This is a genomic window from Rhizobium sp. CF080, from assembly GCF_000282095.2.
Lineage (GTDB): Bacteria > Pseudomonadota > Alphaproteobacteria > Rhizobiales > Rhizobiaceae > Neorhizobium.
Genome location: NZ_AKKC02000015.1, coordinates 577,825 through 592,411 on the forward strand (window position 1 = coordinate 577,825; position 14,587 = coordinate 592,411).

Annotated in this window: 18 protein-coding genes; 11 read left to right on the forward strand and 7 right to left on the reverse strand. The window is 61.9% G+C overall.

The window, feature by feature from the left end:
• Positions 1 to 63: 63 nt before the first annotated feature.
• A complete protein-coding gene (locus PMI07_RS29880; protein WP_024164280.1) occupies positions 64 to 1,959 on the reverse strand; it encodes a sugar phosphate isomerase/epimerase and 4-hydroxyphenylpyruvate domain-containing protein in 1,896 nt (631 codons plus the stop codon).
• A 211-nt stretch (positions 1,960 to 2,170) separates the two neighbouring features.
• A complete protein-coding gene (locus PMI07_RS29885) occupies positions 2,171 to 2,812 on the reverse strand; it encodes an alpha/beta family hydrolase (protein ID WP_007772744.1) in 642 nt (213 codons plus the stop codon).
• A 162-nt stretch (positions 2,813 to 2,974) separates the two neighbouring features.
• On the opposite strand from PMI07_RS29885, the gene PMI07_RS29890 reads away from it, so the two are divergent.
• From PMI07_RS29890 to PMI07_RS29900, 3 genes are all read left to right on the forward strand, one after another.
• Complete coding sequence (locus PMI07_RS29890) at positions 2,975 to 3,676, forward strand: DUF899 family protein (RefSeq protein ID WP_007772751.1); 702 nt, start codon at positions 2,975 to 2,977, stop codon at positions 3,674 to 3,676.
• Positions 3,677 to 3,761: 85 nt separating this feature from the next.
• On the forward strand, positions 3,762 to 4,151 hold the full coding sequence (locus tag PMI07_RS29895) for a DUF1236 domain-containing protein (protein WP_007772753.1): 390 nt from the start codon (positions 3,762 to 3,764) through the stop codon (positions 4,149 to 4,151).
• 153 nt (positions 4,152 to 4,304) lie between these two features.
• Positions 4,305 to 4,547: a DUF982 domain-containing protein gene (locus tag PMI07_RS29900; protein WP_007772754.1), complete on the forward strand. Its 243-nt coding sequence runs from the start codon at positions 4,305 to 4,307 to the stop codon at positions 4,545 to 4,547.
• A 33-nt stretch (positions 4,548 to 4,580) separates the two neighbouring features.
• Here the strand turns inward: PMI07_RS29900 and PMI07_RS29905 are convergent, their stop codons facing one another.
• Entirely contained in the window at positions 4,581 to 5,222 is a 642-nt protein-coding gene (locus PMI07_RS29905; RefSeq protein ID WP_007772755.1) for a ChrR family anti-sigma-E factor, read from the reverse strand.
• Positions 5,223 to 5,565: 343 nt separating this feature from the next.
• Between PMI07_RS29905 and PMI07_RS29910 the strand changes: the two genes are divergently transcribed.
• From PMI07_RS29910 to PMI07_RS29935, 6 genes are all read left to right on the forward strand, one after another.
• Positions 5,566 to 6,603, forward strand: coding sequence for a cysteine synthase A (locus PMI07_RS29910; RefSeq protein ID WP_007772756.1), 1,038 nt, complete (start codon positions 5,566 to 5,568; stop codon positions 6,601 to 6,603).
• A gap of 25 nt (positions 6,604 to 6,628) precedes the next feature.
• Entirely contained in the window at positions 6,629 to 7,366 is a 738-nt protein-coding gene (locus tag PMI07_RS29915; RefSeq protein WP_007772758.1) for an alanyl-tRNA editing protein, read from the forward strand.
• A 24-nt stretch (positions 7,367 to 7,390) separates the two neighbouring features.
• Positions 7,391 to 8,257: a 3-mercaptopyruvate sulfurtransferase gene (gene sseA / locus PMI07_RS29920; RefSeq protein ID WP_024164281.1), complete on the forward strand. Its 867-nt coding sequence runs from the start codon at positions 7,391 to 7,393 to the stop codon at positions 8,255 to 8,257.
• 5 nt (positions 8,258 to 8,262) lie between these two features.
• Positions 8,263 to 8,820, forward strand: a complete 558-nt coding sequence (locus tag PMI07_RS29925) for a GNAT family N-acetyltransferase (RefSeq protein WP_037088623.1) — start codon at positions 8,263 to 8,265, stop codon at positions 8,818 to 8,820.
• Positions 8,820 to 9,284 carry a hypothetical protein gene (locus PMI07_RS29930; protein WP_007760801.1) on the forward strand — a complete coding sequence of 155 codons (465 nt, stop codon included), beginning with the start codon at positions 8,820 to 8,822 and terminating at the stop codon, positions 9,282 to 9,284. The genes PMI07_RS29925 and PMI07_RS29930 overlap by 1 nt, the downstream gene beginning before the upstream one ends.
• A gap of 110 nt (positions 9,285 to 9,394) precedes the next feature.
• Positions 9,395 to 9,898, forward strand: coding sequence for a DUF1203 domain-containing protein (locus PMI07_RS29935; protein WP_007760802.1), 504 nt, complete (start codon positions 9,395 to 9,397; stop codon positions 9,896 to 9,898).
• Between the two features lie 66 nt (positions 9,899 to 9,964).
• On the opposite strand, the gene PMI07_RS29940 is transcribed toward PMI07_RS29935, so the two are convergent.
• Both PMI07_RS29940 and ald read right to left on the reverse strand, forming a co-directional pair.
• On the reverse strand, positions 9,965 to 10,651 hold the full coding sequence (locus tag PMI07_RS29940; protein ID WP_007760803.1) for a PadR family transcriptional regulator: 687 nt from the start codon (positions 10,649 to 10,651) through the stop codon (positions 9,965 to 9,967).
• Between the two features lie 172 nt (positions 10,652 to 10,823).
• Positions 10,824 to 11,942 (reverse strand): alanine dehydrogenase, encoded by a 1,119-nt coding sequence (ald, locus tag PMI07_RS29945; RefSeq protein ID WP_007760804.1) that lies wholly within the window; start codon positions 11,940 to 11,942, stop codon positions 10,824 to 10,826.
• Between the two features lie 154 nt (positions 11,943 to 12,096).
• On the opposite strand from ald, the gene PMI07_RS29950 reads away from it, so the two are divergent.
• Positions 12,097 to 12,558 (forward strand): Lrp/AsnC family transcriptional regulator, encoded by a 462-nt coding sequence (locus PMI07_RS29950; protein WP_007760806.1) that lies wholly within the window; start codon positions 12,097 to 12,099, stop codon positions 12,556 to 12,558.
• On the opposite strand, the gene PMI07_RS29955 is transcribed toward PMI07_RS29950, so the two are convergent.
• Both PMI07_RS29955 and PMI07_RS29960 read right to left on the reverse strand, forming a co-directional pair.
• Positions 12,553 to 13,386, reverse strand: coding sequence for a DMT family transporter (locus PMI07_RS29955; protein WP_007760808.1), 834 nt, complete (start codon positions 13,384 to 13,386; stop codon positions 12,553 to 12,555). The two genes, PMI07_RS29950 and PMI07_RS29955, sit on opposite strands and share 6 nt — an antisense overlap.
• On the reverse strand, positions 13,383 to 13,970 hold the full coding sequence (locus PMI07_RS29960; protein ID WP_245277251.1) for a TetR/AcrR family transcriptional regulator: 588 nt from the start codon (positions 13,968 to 13,970) through the stop codon (positions 13,383 to 13,385). The genes PMI07_RS29955 and PMI07_RS29960 overlap by 4 nt, the downstream gene beginning before the upstream one ends.
• A 194-nt stretch (positions 13,971 to 14,164) precedes the next feature.
• On the opposite strand from PMI07_RS29960, the gene PMI07_RS29965 reads away from it, so the two are divergent.
• Positions 14,165 to 14,503 carry a PilZ domain-containing protein gene (locus PMI07_RS29965; RefSeq protein ID WP_007760814.1) on the forward strand — a complete coding sequence of 113 codons (339 nt, stop codon included), beginning with the start codon at positions 14,165 to 14,167 and terminating at the stop codon, positions 14,501 to 14,503.
• Positions 14,504 to 14,587 lie beyond the last annotated feature (84 nt).

Genomic DNA, 14,587 nt, shown 5'->3' on the forward strand with positions numbered 1-14,587 from the left:
CTGATCCGATCGGGATTGCAATTGGCGACCCGTCCGATAATCGGGCGGGGCGAAAAGCGCCGTTCACACCCTCGGCATGCCTTCGGGCCGAAGCGCCTTCTTCAGCGCCGCGATGCGGAAGATGGCGTTCGGGGCGCCGTAGCCGCGATAGCCGCGCCGTTCGACGATCTCGAAGAAGAAACCTTCGCCATAGGTCATGCTGTAGAGCTGGAAATATTCGCCGTGTTCGTCGCGATCATAGAGAATGTTCTCTTCCTTCAGCCGCTCCGAAAGTTCCGCGTCGAGGCCGAAACGGGCTTCGACGTCGCCATAGTAGTTCGGCGAGATGGCAAGCGGCCTGAACCCGTTCTTGCGAAGTGCCGCGGCGGTCGCAAAGATGTCGTCGGTGTGGAAGGCGAGATGCTGGACGCCGGACCCGAACTTTTCGGCGATGAAATGCCCCGCCAGCGTGCGGCGGTTCTCGGCGCCGTTCAGCGTGATCCGCAACGTGCCGGAGGCGTTTTCGACCACCTGGCTGCGCACCACGCCGGAGGGGTCGATGATATCGACCATCGGCGTCTTCTGCGTCTCGAAGATCGAGGTGTAGAAGAGCAGCCAGGTCAGCATTTCCTCGTAGGCGACCGTCTGGGCGATATGGTCGACATGTAGAAGATGCGCCGGCGTCACTTTGGCTTCGCCCTCTTCGCTCACGGGCAGGAAGTCGATCTCGGAAAAACGGCCGAGATTGCTCTTGTCGTCGATCAGGTAGACGAGCCCGCCGCCGACGCCACGGATCGCCGGTATCTCCACTTCGCCCGCGGCCACCTGCTGCCGGAACGGCTCAGCCCCGAGCGCCACCGCCCGTTCGAACGCCTGCCCCGCGTCCTCGACGACCAGAGCCATGGCATAGGCAGAGGTGCCGTGGACGGCAAACGAGGCGTTGGTAAACCCCTTCTCGTCGGTGTTGACGAGGAGACGGATATCGCCCTGGCTGTAGAGACTGACCTTCTTCGTCCTGTGCACCGCCGTCTTGCGGAAACCGAGCGTTCGCAGGATCGCAGCAAGATCGGCCGCGTCCTTCTCGTCGGAGGAGAACTCCACGAAACCGACCCCTTTGACCGCCGCGCGGTCCGGCATGTCGCGGACCGTCAGGCCCGATGCATTCGGGCTGCGGCGCACCTGGTCGCCGAGATAGATGAGCGAGCGATAGCCGTCATCGGCAATCGCCCGGCTTGATCCGCCGCGGAACTGGTCGTTGAAAATCTCCAGCGAGAAATAACCGTCGTAACCGGTCTCGGCGATTGCGGTGGTAAACGCCGTCACCGGCAGATCGCCCTCGCCCGGCATGTTGCGGAAATGCCGTGACCAGTAGAGCAGGTCCATGTCGATCAGCGGCGCATCGGCGAGCTGGACGATGAAGATCTTGTCCTTGGGGATGGAGCGGATCGAATTGATGTCGATCTTCTTCGACAGCGTGTGAAAGCTGTCGAGGATGAGGCCGATATTCGGATGGTCGGCACGCCGCACGATCTCCCAGGCATCGCGGTGGTCGTTGATATGCCGGCCCCAGGCGAGCGCCTCATAGCCTACTCTCAACCCGCGTTTGGCAGCCCGTTCCCCGAGCTCGTGGAAATCGGCCGCCGCCCGGTCGATGCCGCCAAGCGAGACCGGCGAGACGTTGGAGCAAACGAGAACGAGGTCGGTGCCGAGTTCCTGCATGACGTCGAACTTGCGTTCGGCGCGATCGAAGGTGCGCAGGCGCAGCGGTTCCGGCATGCCCTCGAAATCGCGGAACGGCTGGAACAGGGTGATCTCCAGCCCGTGATCGCGCACCATCCTGCCGACATCCGAAGGGCTGCCATCGAAGGCGAGAAAATCGTTCTCGAAGATCTCCACCCCATCGAAACCGGCCCTGGCAATCGCCTCAAGCTTCTCGGGCAGTTCCCCGCTGATCGAAACCGTGGCTATCGACGTCTTCATGCGCTCCCTCCCTTATCCTCGGGATGTGACCGAGGAGACTCCTCAGATACGCCGACGAGCGACCTCCCGCTTCGAGCCGGCATCAGGCAGCGTCATTTTGTACTAAATAGTTCGTAACATCAAATGGGAAGTTTGTATTCCTGCCGATAACCGATCTCGGGGAGCGCATTGAACGCCCCGAGGCGGCGGATCTAGGACCCTGGGACCGCGTTCAGGGCTTCAATCTTGCGATCCAGGCGAGAACAGCTTCCCCGATTGTCGCCAGATGGTCGGCGGCGGAAAATCCGGAAATCGTCTTGCGCGGTTTCAGATCGTGGTCGCCGTCCTCCAGCCAGAGGATTTCGATGACCTGAGAGAGTGCGTAGCCGCTGACCTCTTCACGCGTGCCGAATTCATCGCGGGTTCCCTGGCAGATCAGCGCAGGGGCCTTGAGACCTTTCAGATGTTGGGTGCGGAGCTGCTCCGGCTTTCCCGGAGGATGGAACGGATAACCGAGGCACAGCAGACCGGCGATCCCGCCTTCCTCGTAAAGCTCGTCGGCAATCATGCTCGCGACCCGTCCGCCCATCGACTTGCCGCCGATGATCAGCGGTCCCTTCGCACCGAGTTCGGCGATCGCAGCCTTGTATTCGGGATTGAGCGTTTCGGCCCGCGGCGGCGGTTTGCGATCACCGGAGGTGCGGCGCGCCGCCATATAGCCGAATTCGAAACGCGCCACGCGAAAACCCCTGGCCGACAGGGCTTTCGCCGCAGCCGTCATCGATGCGGAATCCATCGGCGCGCCAGCGCCATGCGCCAGCAGGATCGTGACGCGTGCGTCTTCCGGTCCCTCGATCAGAAATCGCCCTGACATCTTGCTCCCTCAATTCCGGTTCACTTTTTACATGCGCCCGTCGGACCATACCGTTGGCGCACGTCCTTTGTATGGGCGAGCCATGGCCGCCCGCAATTTGGCGACTATATCAACGGGAGCAAGGCCAAGTCTCCTGCCAACCATTACAGATGGAGGAATGTCATGGATATGCAGAGCCTCACACCAGCAGTCGAACTTGCGAGAAAGAACGGTGTGCACTTCCCGAACGAAAGCGCCGCCTACAGGGAGGCGCGGAACGCGCTTCTCGCCGAGGAAATCGAACTTCGCCGCCATATTGAGCGGGTTGCCGAGCAGAGACGCCATCTGCCGCCGGGCGGACATGTGCCGAAGAACTATACGTTCGAGGGCGTGAACGGCAAAATCTCATTCGAAGAGCTGTTCGCGGACAAGGAAACGCTCGTCATCTACAGCTATATGTTCGGCCCGGAGCGCGAGCGGCCCTGTCCGATGTGCACGTCGCTGCTCTCCTCCTGGGACGGCGAGGTTCCCGACATCCAGCAGCGCGTCGCGTTCGCGGTCGTGGCACGCTCACCGCTGCAGCGCCTCACCGATTTCGGACGCGAGCGGGGCTGGCACCATCTGCCGCTCTATTCCGACACGAGTGGCGAGTTCAGCCGGGATTACCACGCGCTCGGCAAGGATGGCAGCGATGACGCCGCCTTCAACGTCTTCACCCGCCGGGATGGAACGATGCGGCATTTCTGGAGCGGCGAGATGGGCGGCGCCACCGCCGACCCCGGCCAGGATCCGCGCGGCGCGCCCGATCTGATGCCGATCTGGACGATCCTCGATTCGACCCCGGAAGGCCGGGCACCGCATTGGTATCCCAAGCTGTCCTACTAGGACTTAAGTCCTGCGCGCCCATTGCGGTGGAACGAAAAATGATGTCGCCACGTTCTCCGGCCACTTCAACCGAAAGGAAGTGACCATGAAAAAGCTCATCATTCTCTCCGCGGCAGTCGGCCTCCTCGCGACCGGCGCAATCGCCCAGCAGAGCACGGTCAACGGCGCCGTGGGCGGTGCTGTTACTGGTGCAATCGTTGGTGGTCCGGTCGGCGCTGCCGTGGGTGGCGTGGTCGGTGCAGTCGCCGGTACGGCGATCGATCCGCCGCCGGAACGTGTCGTCACCTATGTGCGCCAGCAGCCGGTCCAGCAGTCCGTCGTGGTGCGGGAGCGCGTCGTGGTCGGCCAGCCGATCTCGCAGCAGGTGGTCCTCACCCCTATTCCGGAATCGCCGACCTATGCCTATGCGATCGTCAACCAGCAGCGCGTCATCGTCGATCCACGCACCCATACTGTGGTGCAGGTCGTCGAATGATCCCTCCACATCGCTGATCGAAAGCCGTCGTACCGAGAGGTGCGGCGGCTTGTTTTTGAGGATCGGCCGCCCGATAGGATTTTTTTAGATCTCGTGGAACCAAAGGCTGACTGCGTCGTTTTCTAAGGTTGGTATCCAGGGAGGACACTAAAGATGCCGCAAGCAAGTTGGCAAAAACCGGTGCGCGTCGCCTTCGGGCAGCTCGGTACTGAGGTCATCAACGGACCGTTCGAGGCGCTTGCCTTGTTGACGGACCGGTGGCCGGACATGCGCGGGCCGCACTTTGTCAAGGCGCGTAGCGTCTGCCGGGCAGCGCTCGACGGACGCAGGTCGCCGGAAGAAGCGCGTCAGCAATTCGAAGAAGCGGTCAGCGAAGCGCAATTGCATCTGAACTGAACGAATGGGCCGGTCATCGCCGGCCGCCATGGTTCAGAGACCGATGATATCGCCCAAAAGCCGGAGGGTGGAGCCGGAAAGGGCGATCGGCGCGAACAGCACGCAGAAACACAGACACGGCTCGCGCTTGCCAGCGATGGGCCGATGGTCCAGCATTTCGTCTGCGACCGAGACATCACCCTCGCCGAAATTGCCACGATGGTCGTGAAATTCGCCCCCGAGCACCAATGTCAGTTCAAGCCCATGATGGCTGTGCTGGGGGAGCGCCCTTCCTGGCCGCACCCATAAAAGGCTCGTCTCGACGTCCTCCGACTTTTCGATGACGTGATGACGCAACCCCGGCAGTTTCATCTTCCATCCTATGTCGGCAAGGTCCGTACCCACATAAGCCCGGAGCGACGCGGGGAACCTCGATTTTTCGAAGATCCTGGCCCGGGGCTCCGGCGGCGGCGCGGAGGCGAAGATTTCGGCCAACAGTCGCTCGCGGTCAGACAATGGCACAGGTGGGATCGCCTGTAGGGCATCACCGGCATACCGCTCTAGGACGCCGACCAGTTTCTCGGCCGAGGGCTGCATTTCCAGATGCGAACCGACGAGAACGTGAGCCGGCTCAGGAAGAGAGCCGGACACGTAATGCGCGATCAGAAGATCCAGCCGTTCGAGGTTCTGCAGCATGTCCAAATGCCAGTTTCACGCAAGAAATCCGGTCAACGCGCGGTCAATTCATCGCACAGCACGGATCCGTATCTGCTTCAATTGTACGTCTATACGTCTGGAGAGAAATTTGGATTACTACTTCCAATATAATGGGGCCGTTTTTTTTAACGGCTTGTCGATACATTAGAGGACCTCGCTCCGAGCCCTCTTTCAGCCCACCATCGCAATCGGAAATCCGGCCATCAAAAGATGGATTTTACCGGGGTCAACACTTTCCCGAAACAGAATTTCTTGCCCTCCGGTCCTTGTCCGTCGAAAAGACCCTGTTTACATGTGCGATGAACAAGAAGGCACCACCCCGATGACCTCCCATCCCTCCGTCCTCGACGTGATCGGCAACACGCCCCTCATCCGGCTGAACGGCGCTTCCGAAGCGACCGGCTGCGAAATTCTGGGCAAGGCGGAGTTCCTGAACCCCGGCCAGTCGGTCAAGGACCGCGCCGCGCTCTACATCATCCGGGACGCCGAGAAGAAGGGCCTCCTGCGCCCCGGCGGCGTGATCGTCGAGGGCACGGCTGGCAATACCGGCATCGGGCTCACCCTGGTCGCCAAGGCGCTCGGCTACCGCACCGTCATCGTCATCCCGGAAACCCAGAGCCAGGAAAAGAAGGATGCGCTGAAGCTGCTCGGCGCGGAACTGGTTGAGGTTCCCGCGGTCCCTTACAAGAACCCGAACAACTACGTTAAAATCTCGGGCCGCCTTGCCGAGGAACTCGCAAAGACCGAGCCTGCGGGCGCCATCTGGGCGAACCAGTTCGACAACATCGCCAACCGCAAAGCGCATATCCAGACCACGGCGCCCGAGATCTTCGAGCAGACCGGCGGCAAGGTCGACGGCTTCATCTGCGCGGTCGGCTCGGGCGGCACGCTTGCGGGCGTCGCTATGGGGCTGAAGGCCAAAAATCCGGATATCAAGATCGGCATCGCCGACCCGGAAGGCGCTGCCCTCTATGAATTCTACGCCCATGGCGAGTTCAAGTCGGAAGGCAATTCGATCACCGAGGGCATCGGCCAGGGCCGCATCACCGCCAATCTCGAAGGTTTTACGCCGGACTTCGCCTACCGCATCCCGGATGCGGAAGCGCTGCCCTACATCTTCGATCTCGTCGAGCACGAGGGCCTCTGCCTCGGCGGCTCGACCGGTATCAATATCGCCGGCGCCGTCCGGCTCGCCAGGGATCTCGGTCCCGGCCACACGATCGTGACGGTGCTCTGCGACTACGGCAACCGCTACCAGTCCAAGCTTTTCAACCCGGACTTCCTGAAGTCGAAGGGCTTGCCGGTGCCGGCCTGGCTGACGCACAAGCGGCAAATCGACATTCCATTCCAGACGGTCTGATACAGTTTAAAGAACAGAGTGATTTATGCCCGTTGAAGCCCTCTACCGCGACGACTTCTATCTATCGACAGCAGAAGCGGTGGTGACGGCCATCCACGAGGACGGCGGCATCGAACTGGATCGCACCTGTTTCTATGCGGCATCCGGCGGCCAGCCGGGCGATACCGGTTTTCTCGAGCGAGCCGACGGCACCAGGATCCAGCTCGGCCAGACGAGGCACGGCGGCGGCAAGGATATCGTCATCCACGTGCCGCTCGAAGGCGAGGCGCAGCCGCTGGTCGGCGAAAACCTGGTGATGCATATCGACTGGCAGCGCCGCTACAGGCTGATGCGCATGCACACCGCCTGCCATCTTCTCTCCGTCGTCTGCCAGTATCCGATCACCGGCGCCGCTGTCGGCGAAGACGAATCGCGCGTCGATTTCGACATGGCCGACACGATCGACAGGCAAGAAGTCACCGCGAAACTCATGGAGCTCGTCGGCCAGAACCACCCCGTCTACGTGCAGTGGATCACCGACGAGGAGCTTGCCGCCAATCCGGGCATCGTCAAGTCGAAGAATGTCCGCCCGCCGATGGGGCTCGGCCGCGTCAGCCTCGTCTGCATAGGCGAAAATTCCAGCGTTGACAGCCAGCCCTGCGGTGGAACACATGTCTCCGAAACGCAGGAGGTCGGGGCGATTCATATCGCCAAGATCGAGAAGAAGGGCAAGGAAAACCGCCGTTTCCGCATCCGGTTCGGCGAGCCCGGCGCAGAGGCCTGATATCGGGTCCAAAGGAGATTTGACATGAGTGAAACCAGCCGTTTCGTCGTTTCGTCCGAGTGGCTTCACAATGAGCTCGGCAGTCCCGACCTCAAGATCCTCGACGCGTCCTTCTACCTGCCGGCACAGAACCGCAATGCGGACGCCGAATACGCGGCCGGCCACATTCCCGGCGCCATCCGTTTCGACCATGACAAGGTCGCCGACCACTCGACCGGCCTGCCGCATATGGTGCCGGCGCCCGACGTGTTTGCCGAGGCCGTCGGCCGGATGGGCATCTGCGAGAACGACCGGATCGTCATCTATGACGGCCCCGGCATCTTCTCCTCGCCGCGCGGCTGGTGGCTGTTCCGGATCATGGGTGCAAGCCAGGTCTTCGTACTCGACGGCGGCATCGACGGCTGGAAGGCCGAAGGCCGGCCGCTCGACACGACCGTGCCCTCGCCCGAACCCGTCACCTTTACCCCGAATTTCCGGGTCGACAAGGTGATCGATTTCCAGACCATGCTGTCGATCGTCAGCGACGGCACGCGCCAGATCGCCGATGCGCGGCCGGCCGGCCGTTTCGCCGGTACGGATCCCGAGCCTCGCGCCGGCATGCGCTCCGGCCACATACCGGGCGCGGCCAGCCTTCCGTCCGGCACGTTCTCGGTCAACGGCAAGCTGCGTCCGCTGGCCGAGCTGCAAAAGGCGATCGAGGATGCCGGCATCGACTTCGGCAAGCCGGTGGTGACGAGCTGCGGCTCGGGCATCACTGCCGCGATCATCACGCTGGCGCTCGAATCCCTCGGCCATGAGGACAATGCGCTTTACGACGGCTCCTGGACCGAATGGGGCAGCCGCCAGGACACGCCTATCGTTACCGGCCCGCCCTCGCCGAAAGCGGCGTGAGCGCCATGGCGAAGAAGCCCGCTCCGCTCAATGCCCATGTCACCAGCCTGGAAATGACCGCACCGCCGAAAACGAGCCTGGCAGTGCCGGTGAATATCCAGACGGCGATCATCCGCGCACCCGAAATCCCGCTTCACTATTACCGCTATCTCTACCGGCAGGTGGGAAAACGCTGGCACTGGTACAAGCGGCTGCGCATGAGTGACGAGGAACTTGCGGCGGCCATCCACAATCCACGTACCTCCGTAACGGTGCTTTACGTCAACGGCGCACCGGCTGGCTTTTTCGAACTGTTCAAGGAAAGCGACGACGTCATCGAGCTCTCCTATTTCGGGCTGTTCGAGCGGGCGATCGGGCTTGGTATCGGCAAGTGGTTCCTGCTCCAGGCGCTTTACTCCGCTTGGCAGGACAATCCGCAGAAGGTGACCGTCACCACCAATACGCTCGACCATCCGCGCGCCCTGCAGCTCTATCAGATGATGGGCTTCTCGCCGGTTTCGACCTATGAGGCGCTGGTTGCGCCGATGACGGATGCCGAGCTCCTGAAGGCGCTCGACGGCTGATGTCGAAATTTTCACCCAAGGCGATCCTGATCGCTTTGGTGGTGATGATGCTCGTCGTCGTCCTGCTATTTGTCTCCTGGTGGGTTATCAGGATCGCGCTCTACACTCCGCAAACCGTCAGCATCGATCGGATCGACGTGCTGTGCTCAAAGCGGCCTCCTCGGCGGGGGCACGCGTTCCAACCAACGCGCAAGTGGAGCTCGGATTGCGGCGCGTTGCGGCGGCAGTTCGGGTCGCATGTATCCGAACACACGTTCATTTCCTTCACCTACGTCTCTCCCGCCGACAACAAGAGCTATCGCGGAACGCTCCAGCGGAGCCGGAACGACCGAAACCAGTCCGCGGGGACAGGCGATCGGATCGAGATCGAAGCCTCACGGCTGATGCCCGAAACCTTCACCGACTGGTCGAGCCCCAGCATCGCCCCCGAAAACGTCATACGCCCGCCGACAGCGGGCAAATGATACAGGTCCGCCAGCGCGGCACATTTCATATTCTTGAGGCCCCGCAAGTATCGGGTGGCGGGGAGTAGCCGGTGGAGTCATCTCTTGTGCAACACGAACAGGAGAACGCCATGACCATCGCCTTCATCGCCATGCCCGCCGCCGATGCCGAGCACCTCTGGAACGGCGGCACCGACGCCTACGGCCGCCAGCCCGAAACGATGACCTCCGACGGCCCCGGTTATCCCTGCCGCCATTGCCTCAAGAACATCGATGCCGGCGAGGAACTGCTGGTTCTCGCCTACCGGCCCTTCCCCGAACTGCAACCCTATGCGGAAACCGGCCCGATCTTCCTGCACAAGCAGCCCTGCCGACGTTATGCGGCGGAAGAGGTTCTGCCGCCCATGCTGTCGAGCACCGACTATATCGTCCGCGGCTACGGCCAAGACGACCGGATCGTCTATGGCAGCGGCGCGGTGACGCCGACGGAGAGGATCGCCTCGCGCGCCGAGGAACTGCTGGCCCGCGCCGACATCGCCTATGTGCATGTCCGCTCGGCCCGCAACAATTGCTACCAGTGCCGGATCGACAAGGTCGAGGTGCCAGCGTTCGCAGGCGCGGCTCTGGCGATCTGAAAGCGAAGGCGCGCCGTTCTACCGAAGCGGCGCGCCATCATCTTCGTTCTCAAGCCTGCTTAAGCTTCAGTTCTGGGTATTGTCGCCCTGCTCGTCGTCGCGTTCGAGGTTTTCGGCGAAATCGAGCAGCAGCCTGACGATCTCGCCGCCCTTCTTTTCGTCACCCTCGAGCTTGCGGGCGATCACCTCCCGAAGGTTGAGCATGGCCGCATCGACGCTGCGCGGCAGTGACGGGCCGGTGTCGCGGCCGCGCTCGTGGCGGTCCTGCCGCTGCTTGATGCGCTCGGCGAGTTGCGACAGCCGGTCGAGGATCATCGCGGCAAAGCTGCGGTTTTCGTCGAGATACTTGCGGCCTTCGTCGGTGATTGCATAACGCTTCTTGTTGCCGTCCGCCTCGGCGACGACGTAGCCGGCCTCTTCGAGATAGGTCAGCGTCGGGTAGATGACGCCGGGGCTCGGCGCGTAGAAGCCGTAGGTGAGATCCTCGATATGCTTGATGATCTCGTATCCATGGCGCGGCTCCTTCTCGATCAGCGCCAATACGACGAGGCGCAGGTCGCCCTGCATCAGGAACCGGCCGATACGGCCATCGCCCTCATCGCCGAAACCGCGGCCGCCGCCGGGACCGCCCCGGCCGCCGCGTCCAAATCCTCCGCCAAGCGGGCCGCCGCGCGCAGCGAACACTTCCTCGAAACCCTTGCGGCCGCCGCGTTCGCCGCAACCATTGCGTCCATCGAACCTGTGTTTAAACATTTTTATCTCCTTAGACTGTCTTTCGATATATCTAAAGATAGCGACTCCCAGGCTTTCGTCAATCACTTAGATATATCTAAATCATATCTGATTGATTTTGAACACAGAAAAACGCCGGACGTATAACGCCCGGCGTCTCTCCAGCCCCTAACTGATGGCTAAGCCGCCCCGGTTACGCGACGCTGAGCAGGCTTTCCGGCGCGAAGGCCTCGTAGCCTAGCGCTTCTGCGACCGGCTTGTTGGTCACCCGGCCTCTGTGGACATTGAGGCCGTTGCGAAGATGCCTGTCTTCGGCGATCGCCCGCAGCCCACGGTCGGCCAGCGCCAGCCCGTGCTGCAGCGTCGCATTGTTCAGCGCATGCGCCGACGTCACCGGCACGGCGCCCGGCATGTTGGCCACGCAATAATGCACGATGCCGTCGACCTCATAGGTCGGTTCAGAATGGGTCGTTGCATGCGAGGTCTCGAAGCAGCCGCCCTGATCGATCGCGACGTCGACCATGACCGCGCCCTGTTTCATGCCCGACAGCATTTCGCGGCTGACCAGTTTGGGAGCCGCGGCGCCGGGGATCAACACGGCGCCGATGATGAGATCGGCACTGAAGACTTCCTCTTCCACCGCGTCGATCGTCGAATAGCGGGTATGGACGCGGCCATTGAAAATGTCGTCGAGCTGGCGAAGACGTGGCAGCGACCGATCGATGATCGACACGTCGGCGCCGAGGCCGGCGGCCATCCGGGCCGCATGCAGGCCGACGACGCCGCCACCGATGACGGCGACCTTGGCCGGCAGCACGCCCGGCACGCCGCCGAGCAGGATACCCCGGCCACCATTCGCCTTCTGAAGCGCGGTTGCGCCCGCCTGGATCGCCAGGCGACCGGCGACTTCCGACATCGGAGCCAGCAGCGGCAACCCGCCGCGCTCGTCGGTCACGGTTTCATAAGCGATGGCGGTGACGCCGGAGGCGAGCAGACCCTTGGTCTGTTCCGGATCGGGCGCGAGATGGAGATAGGTATAGAGGAGCTGGCCGTCGCGGAGCTGCACCCATTCGGAGGGCTGCGGTTCCTTGACCTTAACGACCATGTCGGATTTTTCGAAGATTTCCTTGGCCGAACCGACGATCCTGGCTCCGGCTGCCGCATAGGCGCCGTCATCTGCGCCGATGCCGGCGCCAGCCTTTGTTTCGATCAGCACTTCGTGGCCATGGGCCACATATTCACGTACCGCGCCGGGGGTAAGCCCTACGCGATATTCATGGTTTTTGATTTCCTTCGGGCATCCGACACGCATACAGCGTTCCTCTCAGGTTGTGGCTTTCGCCGGTTGATGTTCCCAACCCAAGCAAACCAGAGAATCGCGCGAATGTCCTTGCGAAGACGAATTGCGGAACATCGTATTTTCGCAGATAATTGCGTGAACCGAGAATATTTCGAAGGATCTACCAATGAGCGCCATGGATGCCATTGATCTTGCGATCTTGCGGGCCCTACAGCAGGAAGGCCGGATCTCCAATGCGGAGCTTGCCGAGCGGGTCGGGCTGTCGCCATCGGCCTGTTCGCGGCGGCTCGACATCCTCGAGAAAAGCGGCACGATCAGCGGCTATCACGCCCGCCTTTCCAACAAGGCGCTCGACTACAAGATGATGGTGATCGTCCATATCTCGCTGTCCGGCCAGTTTGCCAAGACGCTTACCGAGTTCGAGGCGGCGGTGAAGCTCTGTCCCAATGTGCTGGTCTGTTACCTGATGTCCGGCGAATACGACTATATCCTGCGGGTCGCGGCCAAGGATCTCGAGGATTACGAGCGCATCCATCGCGACTGGCTGTCGGCGCTGCCGCATGTGGTGAAGATCAATTCGAGCTTCGCGCTGCGCGAAATCATCGACAAGCCGAATGTAGGGTTATGAAACGCCGATGAGGATGGCGCCGGCCGCGACCACTATGCAGGCAGCGATCCGCTTCGCGGACAGGGTCTCGCCGAGAAACAGCCAGCCGATCAGCACCGCGAACACGACGCTGGTTTCCCGCAGCGCCGAAACCGGCCCCGCCGGGGCCATCGAATAGGCGACCAGCACCGCGCCGTAGGAGACGAGCGACACCAGGCCTCCGCCGACCGCCTTGAGCGTTTCGCGCGATCGCAGATCGACCCGCAGGCGTCCACGCATTGCCATGAAGGCGACCAGGAGCAGGATGCCGGGCAATACGAACACCCAGGTGATATAGGCGCTGGTATTGCCGGACAGGCGAATGCCGACAGCGTCGACGGTCGAATAACCGGCAATCGAAACGCCGGTCGCCAGCGCGTAGAGCATCGAACCGGTAGAGGCTTTCCCTTTGCCAAGGGCAAGAAGCATGATGCCGAGCACCACGAAACAGATGCCGACCATGGAGAGCGGCAGCGGCAGTTCCCTCGCGAAGATCACCCCCGCCAGCGTCACCAGCAGCGGCGCGCTGCCGCGGATGATCGGATAGACCTGACCCAGTTCCCCATGCCGATAGGCGGCGACCAGCAACAGGCTGTAGATGAGCTGGAAGACCGCGGAGCCAACCAGATAGGGCCATGCTTCGGCAGCCGGCAGCGGCAGGATCAATGCCACCGGCAAGGCCGCAACCGTCATGGCCAGCGCCATGATTGTCATCGTCCAGAACCGGTCGGCGCCGGAGCGCAGGAATGCGTTCCAGCAGGCATGAAGCACGGCCGCGAAAAGAGCGAGCAGGACGACGGATGTGCTCATGTACGGCGGCTCGCGGCGATGATATCCGATGCCGCCTTGCGTGCGGCATCGATGGCTTTGCCGCCCTGCCCCATCTCGGCCATCAGGGTCGCTCCCTCCAGGAGCATCAGGATTGCCGTGGAGGTCGTTTCAGCTTCGGCACCGGACATCCATTTCGCCAGAATCTCCGCCATGCGGCGCCTCAGGCTTTCCTTCTGCCTGACGGCGGCTTCGAAGACAGGATGGCCGGGCGAGCCATATTCCGCAAGCGCATGGGCGAACAGGCAGCCGTTGAAATCCGCTCGGTCGAACCAGCGCCCGTACCACGCGATAATATCGTCGATCATTCCTTCCGGTTGCTTCGATGCGGCGGCCATGCGGTCGAGCTGCTCTTCGAAACGCCGGAACCGCTCATCGAGGACTTCGACGATCAAGCCCTCCTTGGATGGAAAATGGCGGTACATGGTCATCTTGGCCACTTGGGCCTCGGCGATGATCCGGTCGATGCCGGTCGCATGAAAGCCGTCCCGCGTGAACAGCCTGTAGGCCGTCTCGACAATATGCTGCCGCTTCGAGAAAGCTTGCGAGGTCTGCGCGGATGACAAGGAAAACACCATAGTGATGAGACAGATCTGTCTCATCACTAGCGGCATCGCATACAGCCGTCAAGTCACTGCGTTCAGAGGTTCGACGCCAGGAGAATTCGGGTCATCGATAGACTTTTACAGATCGACCTAAGCGGACTTCAATAGGTCTTCCTTATTGGTGGGAACAGAGGAAACAACGGGGACCATATTACATGACCACCACCAGTACCGGACGGATGAAGACCCGCAGCGCCGAGCGAAAGAAGACCCGCATTCTCGGCACGGTCAAATATTTCAACCAGGCGGTCCAGGGTCGCGTCACCGATCTCTCGGCGACCGGCATGGCGCTCGATCTCGGCGGACGCACCTTGCATGCCGCAGACGGCAGCCCGGTCCGGGTCGAAAGCGACGAGCTCGGCATCCTGGAAGGCACCGTCAAGTGGCGGCGCAGCGGCCGGCTCGGCGTGCAGTTCAGCATCAACAGCAATGCGCTGGCGCAGGTCTCGTCCTATTTCCGCTTCTTCCACAAGGACGTGCCGACGTCGCGATGAGGTCGGCCGGGCTTAATCTCGCCGGCCATCCCATTTTCAACACATTCGCGATTTCCCGAATCACAATGCACAAATGGAAACAAT

Excerpts from the sequence above, each read along its gene's own strand:
- PMI07_RS29880 (WP_024164280.1), bottom strand. The coding sequence starts at position 1,959 with ATGAAGACGTCGATAGCCACGGTTTCGATCAGCGGGGAACTGCCCGAG.
- PMI07_RS29885 (WP_007772744.1), bottom strand. The coding sequence starts at position 2,812 with ATGTCAGGGCGATTTCTGATCGAGGGACCGGAAGACGCACGCGTCACG.
- PMI07_RS29890 (WP_007772751.1), top strand. The coding sequence starts at position 2,975 with ATGGATATGCAGAGCCTCACACCAGCAGTCGAACTTGCGAGAAAGAAC.
- PMI07_RS29895 (WP_007772753.1), top strand. The coding sequence starts at position 3,762 with ATGAAAAAGCTCATCATTCTCTCCGCGGCAGTCGGCCTCCTCGCGACC.
- PMI07_RS29900 (WP_007772754.1), top strand. The coding sequence starts at position 4,305 with ATGCCGCAAGCAAGTTGGCAAAAACCGGTGCGCGTCGCCTTCGGGCAG.
- PMI07_RS29905 (WP_007772755.1), bottom strand. The coding sequence starts at position 5,222 with ATGCTGCAGAACCTCGAACGGCTGGATCTTCTGATCGCGCATTACGTG.
- PMI07_RS29910 (WP_007772756.1), top strand. The coding sequence starts at position 5,566 with ATGACCTCCCATCCCTCCGTCCTCGACGTGATCGGCAACACGCCCCTC.
- PMI07_RS29915 (WP_007772758.1), top strand. The coding sequence starts at position 6,629 with ATGCCCGTTGAAGCCCTCTACCGCGACGACTTCTATCTATCGACAGCA.
- sseA (WP_024164281.1), top strand. The coding sequence starts at position 7,391 with ATGAGTGAAACCAGCCGTTTCGTCGTTTCGTCCGAGTGGCTTCACAAT.
- PMI07_RS29925 (WP_037088623.1), top strand. The coding sequence starts at position 8,263 with ATGGCGAAGAAGCCCGCTCCGCTCAATGCCCATGTCACCAGCCTGGAA.
- PMI07_RS29930 (WP_007760801.1), top strand. The coding sequence starts at position 8,820 with ATGTCGAAATTTTCACCCAAGGCGATCCTGATCGCTTTGGTGGTGATG.
- PMI07_RS29935 (WP_007760802.1), top strand. The coding sequence starts at position 9,395 with ATGACCATCGCCTTCATCGCCATGCCCGCCGCCGATGCCGAGCACCTC.
- PMI07_RS29940 (WP_007760803.1), bottom strand. The coding sequence starts at position 10,651 with ATGTTTAAACACAGGTTCGATGGACGCAATGGTTGCGGCGAACGCGGC.
- ald (WP_007760804.1), bottom strand. The coding sequence starts at position 11,942 with ATGCGTGTCGGATGCCCGAAGGAAATCAAAAACCATGAATATCGCGTA.
- PMI07_RS29950 (WP_007760806.1), top strand. The coding sequence starts at position 12,097 with ATGAGCGCCATGGATGCCATTGATCTTGCGATCTTGCGGGCCCTACAG.
- PMI07_RS29955 (WP_007760808.1), bottom strand. The coding sequence starts at position 13,386 with ATGAGCACATCCGTCGTCCTGCTCGCTCTTTTCGCGGCCGTGCTTCAT.
- PMI07_RS29965 (WP_007760814.1), top strand. The coding sequence starts at position 14,165 with ATGACCACCACCAGTACCGGACGGATGAAGACCCGCAGCGCCGAGCGA.